Annotated in this window: 6 protein-coding genes; 1 reads left to right on the top strand and 5 read right to left on the bottom strand. The window is 72.4% G+C overall.

Annotated elements, in window-relative coordinates:
- Positions 1–293 (top strand): hypothetical protein (locus ABD52_RS41275; protein ID WP_235437667.1); only part of this gene is annotated, 293 nt, incomplete at its 5' end.
- Positions 294–355: 62 nt separating this feature from the next.
- Here the strand turns inward: ABD52_RS41275 and ABD52_RS36020 are convergent.
- The 5 genes from ABD52_RS36020 to ABD52_RS36000 all read right to left on the bottom strand — a co-directional run bounded on the left by ABD52_RS36020 (position 356) and on the right by ABD52_RS36000 (position 5,089).
- Entirely contained in the window at positions 356–736 is a 381-nt protein-coding gene (locus ABD52_RS36020) for a hypothetical protein (RefSeq protein WP_235437666.1), read from the bottom strand.
- A gap of 194 nt (positions 737–930) precedes the next feature.
- Positions 931–2,022: a DUF4314 domain-containing protein gene (locus ABD52_RS41625; protein ID WP_047894691.1), complete on the bottom strand. Its 1,092-nt coding sequence runs from the start codon at positions 2,020–2,022 to the stop codon at positions 931–933.
- A 74-nt stretch (positions 2,023–2,096) separates the two neighbouring features.
- Positions 2,097–2,762 (bottom strand): hypothetical protein, encoded by a 666-nt coding sequence (locus ABD52_RS36010; protein WP_047894690.1) that lies wholly within the window; start codon positions 2,760–2,762, stop codon positions 2,097–2,099.
- A gap of 115 nt (positions 2,763–2,877) precedes the next feature.
- A complete protein-coding gene (locus ABD52_RS36005; protein ID WP_047894689.1) occupies positions 2,878–3,954 on the bottom strand; it encodes a M23 family metallopeptidase in 1,077 nt (358 codons plus the stop codon).
- A 94-nt stretch (positions 3,955–4,048) separates the two neighbouring features.
- Complete coding sequence (locus ABD52_RS36000; RefSeq protein WP_047894688.1) at positions 4,049–5,089, bottom strand: hypothetical protein; 1,041 nt, start codon at positions 5,087–5,089, stop codon at positions 4,049–4,051.
- Positions 5,090–5,225: the final 136 nt, after the last annotated feature.

Genomic DNA, 5,225 nt, shown 5'->3' with positions numbered 1-5,225 from the left:
AACCAGCCCGGCCGATCCCCAGCCCTCGGCCCGGCGAGGCGTCCAGGCTGGCGCCGCTCGACCCCGGACACCTGGCCGCCACCCTGACGGCCGTCGAAGTCTCGACACTGACCGGTGAAGCGCTGCCGCAGATGAAGTCCCCCGGTGGTGCTGAAGGGTTACGGCGACACGTGGGTCGCCGCCGGTGCGTGCTGGTCGGTGTTGACGCCGCGCGGGCGGTGTCTGCGCCGACGATGGAACGCCCCACTGCCCAATCGATCAAGTCGAATTGGTGCGGGGCGCGGGGTCGCTGACGTGCCGGCTGTCTACGCGGGCACTTCGAGGGTCGGGAGCGGTGCCGGTGGGCCGGTTGTGGTCAGTCGGCGCAGCCCCGTTCGCAGCCCTGCGGGTCGCACTGCTGACCGTCGGCCATCCGGGCCAGGGCCAGCCCGTCGTCGCCGTCGGGGAACGGCCAGCCGAACCCGTCGGCGAACGCCTTGACCTTGGGCGCCCCGTACATCGGGTAGCCGGCGTGGTCCATCGTCGCCACGATGTCGTCGCGGCCGAGGAGCCAGGCGAGTTCGCTGAGCTTGTCCACCGACCGGCTCGCCGAGTTGCCCCGGTGGTCGAGGATCTTCCCGACGGCGAGATCGAGGTAGTCCCGGGCGTAGGTCTCGTGGTCGACCCGCTGGGCCCACTCAACCGGGTGTCGGGGGGTGATGACCTGGCGGGCGTGGTCGAGGTCGAGTGCCTCCATGAGCACGTCCTCCCGAAAGCCGAGGATGTCTTATCGGTTGGCCCGGAGAGCCCAGACCCGGGTGACGATCTCCTCTTGGGTACGGATGGTCACGTGTCTTCCTTCCTGTTGGTCCTACCTGTCGTGGTGGTGTGCCGCTGCCGGTGACGGCTCGGCTTCGGGTGACGTGGCGCGACCTTGGTCGGGGGCTCGGCCTATGCCTGGTTCGGGTCGGGCAGGTCGCCGACGATCCGGTCGCAGGCGTACGGGTCGACGGCCTCCCAGCACCAGCTGCGGCCCATCACCACGTACCGGCCGTCACCGTCCGGGGCGACGCGCTCGATGGCTTCCGGATCGTCGGACAGTGCGCGCTGGTCGGCGACGAGGACGTCTCCGTCGAAGGACAGGTCGGCCAGATCCGCGTCGACCCGGCGATCCAGGTCGTCCTCCGGTACGCCCTGCTCGCGCAGGCTGCGGCGGTGCTGGTCGCGGAGCCGGTACTGGTCGGCGACGATCGCCTCCGCCACCGGGCGAGTGCAGGAGAACACCGCCCACCCGTTCCAGTGGTCGATCAGAGTGCCGGCGAAGCCGATCTCGAAGCGGTCATCGCCGTCCGGGCCGGCGGTCATTGCCCACTCGCCCGAGAACACGCCGACGTCGCCGAGGTGCACCCGGTCGGGGTGCAGGTGGGACACGTCGCGGCCGGTGGGGCTGGCCGCGAGGTGACACAGGTCGGCGACACGCTCTTCGGCGGCGGTGGCGAAGGCGTCGCGGTAGACGGTCATCGCCTCGTCGCGCTGCTGGATGCGCAGCCCGAACCAGCCGGAGACATCGCCGATGGCGTCGGCGAACAGCTCCCACCCGGCGGCATCGACCGAGTCTCCAGCCGAGGAGAAGTGGGGCAACGTGTCGAGGACGGCGGGATCGCCGTCGTGGATGCCGGCCAGGATCCGGCGGGCGGTCAGGCGGGTGTCGCCGCTGGCTCGGGCGCCGATGGTGTCCTGCGCCCACCACTCGGCGGCGGTTTGGCCGGCCTCGGTGCCGGCGGCCCGCATGCGCCGCAGCGCGGCGGCCCATTCGGTGGCCTCGGCGACCGGATCGCCGGTGGGCGGCGGGGTGGTGGCTGGTGCGATGCGGTCGCCGTCGTCGAGGCACATCGACAGCGTCGAGCCGCTGTCCCAGGCGACCTCGACGATGTTCTGCCGCTGGTCGTGGCGGCGGACGGTGCCGGTGTCGCCGGCACGCAGCCGGGTATGTGGGTCGCTGGTGTGGACCAGCGCGACGCGCTGGCCAGGCTGGTAGCTCATGGTGGTCTCCGATCGGCGAGTGGACGGGCCATCGCTGCTGCTGGTGGGCGGCGACGGCGTGGGGTCGGGTGTGTTCATCGGGCGCTGCCCGTCGCGTCACCCGTCGTGGGGTTGTGCGGCGGCCAGGGCTTGCGGGTGACGTGGTCGCCGAACATCGGGTCGGTGGCGACCGAGGAGCCGCAGCGGGTGCAGCTGGTGGCGGTGTCGTAGCCGTAGCCGGCCATGGACGGCACCTCGACGTGGTCGATCTCGTCGACCGCGCCGCAGACGGTGCACACCGTCATCTCCGGGCCGCCGCCGTCGTCGGCGGGTTCGGTGATGAACAGTTCGTCGGCGGGGTCGAGGTGGTGGGCGCTGTGCCGCAGCCAGCGGCCGTGGACCGTCGCCTCGTACACCACCAGCCGCCGCTGATCGAGGTGCAGCAGGTACAGCCACTCGAGGGCCCCGCCGACGTCCTCGCGCAGCGCGCCGCGCCGGATGGTGTCGTTGTCGGCGGGGTGGCCCAGGCCCGGTACGGGCGGCTGCTGGTCCCAGCGGCGGGGCTTGGGGTTGACGGCGAGGGACCACCAGTCGTGGGCCAGCAGCGCGGCAGCCATGGCGCCGGTGTCACGGCCGAACGTGTCGGTCCAGATCCGGCGCAGCAGCGGCACCAGAACCTGCGGGTCCTCGCCGAACTGGATCAAGCGGGCGGTGTACCTGCCGCGGAGCGCGGCGATACCGATGAGCGTGGGTGTGCTCACGGGCTTTTCCTCCTCAGGGATGTGTGGATGGGGATTGCGGCGCTCGTCCCCGGGGCGGGACGACCGCCGAGCTGGGGGTGGATCACGTAGCCGCCGCCGGCGTTCGCGATGGCGACTACTGGTTGAAGGGCGCGCCGACGGAGGCCATGAAGGCGACCGGGTCGACGGCCGTGCCGGAGGTGTGGTCACCGAGGTGCACCTCGAAGTGCAGGTGCGGTCCGGACGAGTGGCCGGAGCTGCCGGAGACGCCGATGACGTCACCGGCCGCGACCTGTTGGCCCTCGGCGACGGAGGGGTGGGCGAGCATGTGGCAATAGCGGGTGATCACCCCACCGGTGTGGGTGATGTCGACGTACCAGCCGCAGCCGCGGGTGAGAACCGGGTCGCCGTCGCGGTCGCAGCCCCAGTCCCGGCCGGTGCGCACGTCGACGGCGTTGCAGCGCACGACGGTGACGGTGCCGGCGGACGCGGCGTGAATCGGGGTGCCCTTGGGCACGATCAGGTCGACACCGTCGTGGCTGGGCCGATCCGGGGTGCGGAAACCGGAGCCGACGTCCCCGTGCACAGGCTGTGTCCAACCCTGCCCGCTGACGCTCACGCCGCAGGCGGCCAGGCCGGCAGTGACCCCGGTCAGGGCGGCGACGATGCGGGTAGCGTCGGGTTCCCACCTGGCGTAGGCGTCCGGGTAGGCCGACCGCTGCACCGCCTGGGCGGCCTCGGTCAGCGCCATCGCCTGCCAGCCGTCGACGGCCTGCAACTTCTGGTAGAACTTCGTCGCCGCGTACTGCGGGTCCCGTAGCTGCTTGGGGGTGCCCCAGCCCTGGGAGGGCCGCTGTTGGAACAGGCCGACCGAGTCGCGGTCCCCACCCGGGGTGTTGATCAGCGAGGATTCCTGCATCGCGGTGGCCACGGCGATGACCCAGCCGCGGGGCGGGGCGCCGAGGCGCATGCCGACGGCGGTGATGGTGGCGGCGTTGCCGACCTGCTCGGTGTTCCAGTCACCGATCGGACCGATCCCGCCCGGGGCGGGGCTGCGCGTCGCCGACGGTGCGGTGGGCGTGACGCTGGCGATCGCGGCACACGCGGCGGCGCCGGTGCCGCCGCCGAAGATCAGGGTGGTGGCCAGTCCGGAGCACAGCAGCAGGACGCCGGTGACCGCGATGGCGATCCCGGACAGCACGCGGGTGGTCATGACTGGACTCCTTCGAAGCAGGACGGGCCGGACGGCGAAGGCCGCGCGGGCCCGTGGAGGGGGCGTCGCGCGGCCTTCGGCGGGGTGCAGGGGATCAGCGGGCGAGGACGGCGACTTTCTCGCCGTGCAGCAGGGGCGCCCCGTCGGGGCCTTTGATGTGGGCGTTGATCCAGATCCGGTAGGGGTGGCCGTCGCGGTCGATCAGGCGTCGCCAGTGGCCGCGGACGACGAACCGCACCCGGTAGTGCCACTTGGGCTCGCCGTCGGTGGGTTCGGCGAGAGGGCTGGTGCGGCGCAGCATGACCACGCGGGTGTCGTGGCGGATGCTGGCGCGCACGGCGCGGCGGCGGGCGGCGCGGTCCACGGGGGCGGCGGCGACGGTGGCCAGAGGTTGGGCCTGAATTCGCCAGAAGGCGTAGGCGATAGCGGCGCAGGCCCGCATCGGGGTGGTGGTGGTCTCGTCGATGCAGAACCGGCCGTCGGGTGCCGGTTCCCAGTCATGGTCGTCTCCGTCGAGGACGGGAAGTTCGGGGCGGGGGTCGACGGGTTGGCCGATGGGGATCTCGGTGAAGTCGGTCAGCACGTAGGGGCCGAACTGGCGGGCGAGGTCGGGCCGGTCGGCGAGCTGCTGCCGGCGGCGCACGGCCGCCGGGTCGTGCGCGTCGTGGTGGTCGGCCCAGCCGGCGATGGCCCAGAACGACCGTCCGCTGCCGGTGTTGGTGGTGCGGGCCCAGGTGATCGCCCCGATCGAGGACACCTCGCCGCGGAGGTTGCGGTGGTAGATCGGTTCGGGGAGGAACAGCACCCCGCCGTCGTCGGGGGCGATGTCGGCGGGGAGCACCTCGCCGGTCAGGTCGAGGGCCGCCGCGGCGGCGGCGATGATCGCGGTCATCGCGGGGGCGAGGACGTACGGCTCGCCGAGTCGCCACGGGTTGGCGGTGATGGCGCGGACCGCGTCGAGGACCTTCGCCATGCCCGCTGGACTGGGGCTGGGGTGGTTGGCGAGGCGGCTGTCGAAGAACGCCTGCAGGTACTGCGCCGCGAGCGGGCTGCGGTGATAGTCGACCATGCGGGTGCGCAGGTCGACGGCGGTGCGGGCGTAGCCGGTGAGTGTGTCGTTCGGTAGGAAGTTCACGGTGCACCTCCAGGTGCGTGCTCAGGCGGCCAGTGCCGCCACGGGTGGACGCCGGTAGACGCGGGATTCAGGCGGCACCGCGTCCGGTACGGGCGCGGACCTCGTCAGGGGTGCCGGCGGGCGGGCGGGGGTGAAC

It is taken from the genome of Micromonospora sp. RV43, assembly GCF_001029515.1.
In the GTDB taxonomy this organism is placed as follows: Bacteria; Actinomycetota; Actinomycetes; order Mycobacteriales; family Micromonosporaceae; genus Micromonospora; species Micromonospora aurantiaca.
Note: the sequence above shows the minus strand (reverse complement) of the source record. Positions and strands in the feature narration are given on the sequence as shown.

What these genes read in the sequence shown, in the direction of transcription:
- ABD52_RS36020 (WP_235437666.1), bottom strand. Translation starts at nt 736, where the DNA reads ATGGAGGCACTCGACCTCGACCACGCCCGCCAGGTCATCACCCCCCGA.
- ABD52_RS41625 (WP_047894691.1), bottom strand. Translation starts at nt 2,022, where the DNA reads ATGAGCTACCAGCCTGGCCAGCGCGTCGCGCTGGTCCACACCAGCGAC.
- ABD52_RS36005 (WP_047894689.1), bottom strand. Translation starts at nt 3,954, where the DNA reads ATGACCACCCGCGTGCTGTCCGGGATCGCCATCGCGGTCACCGGCGTC.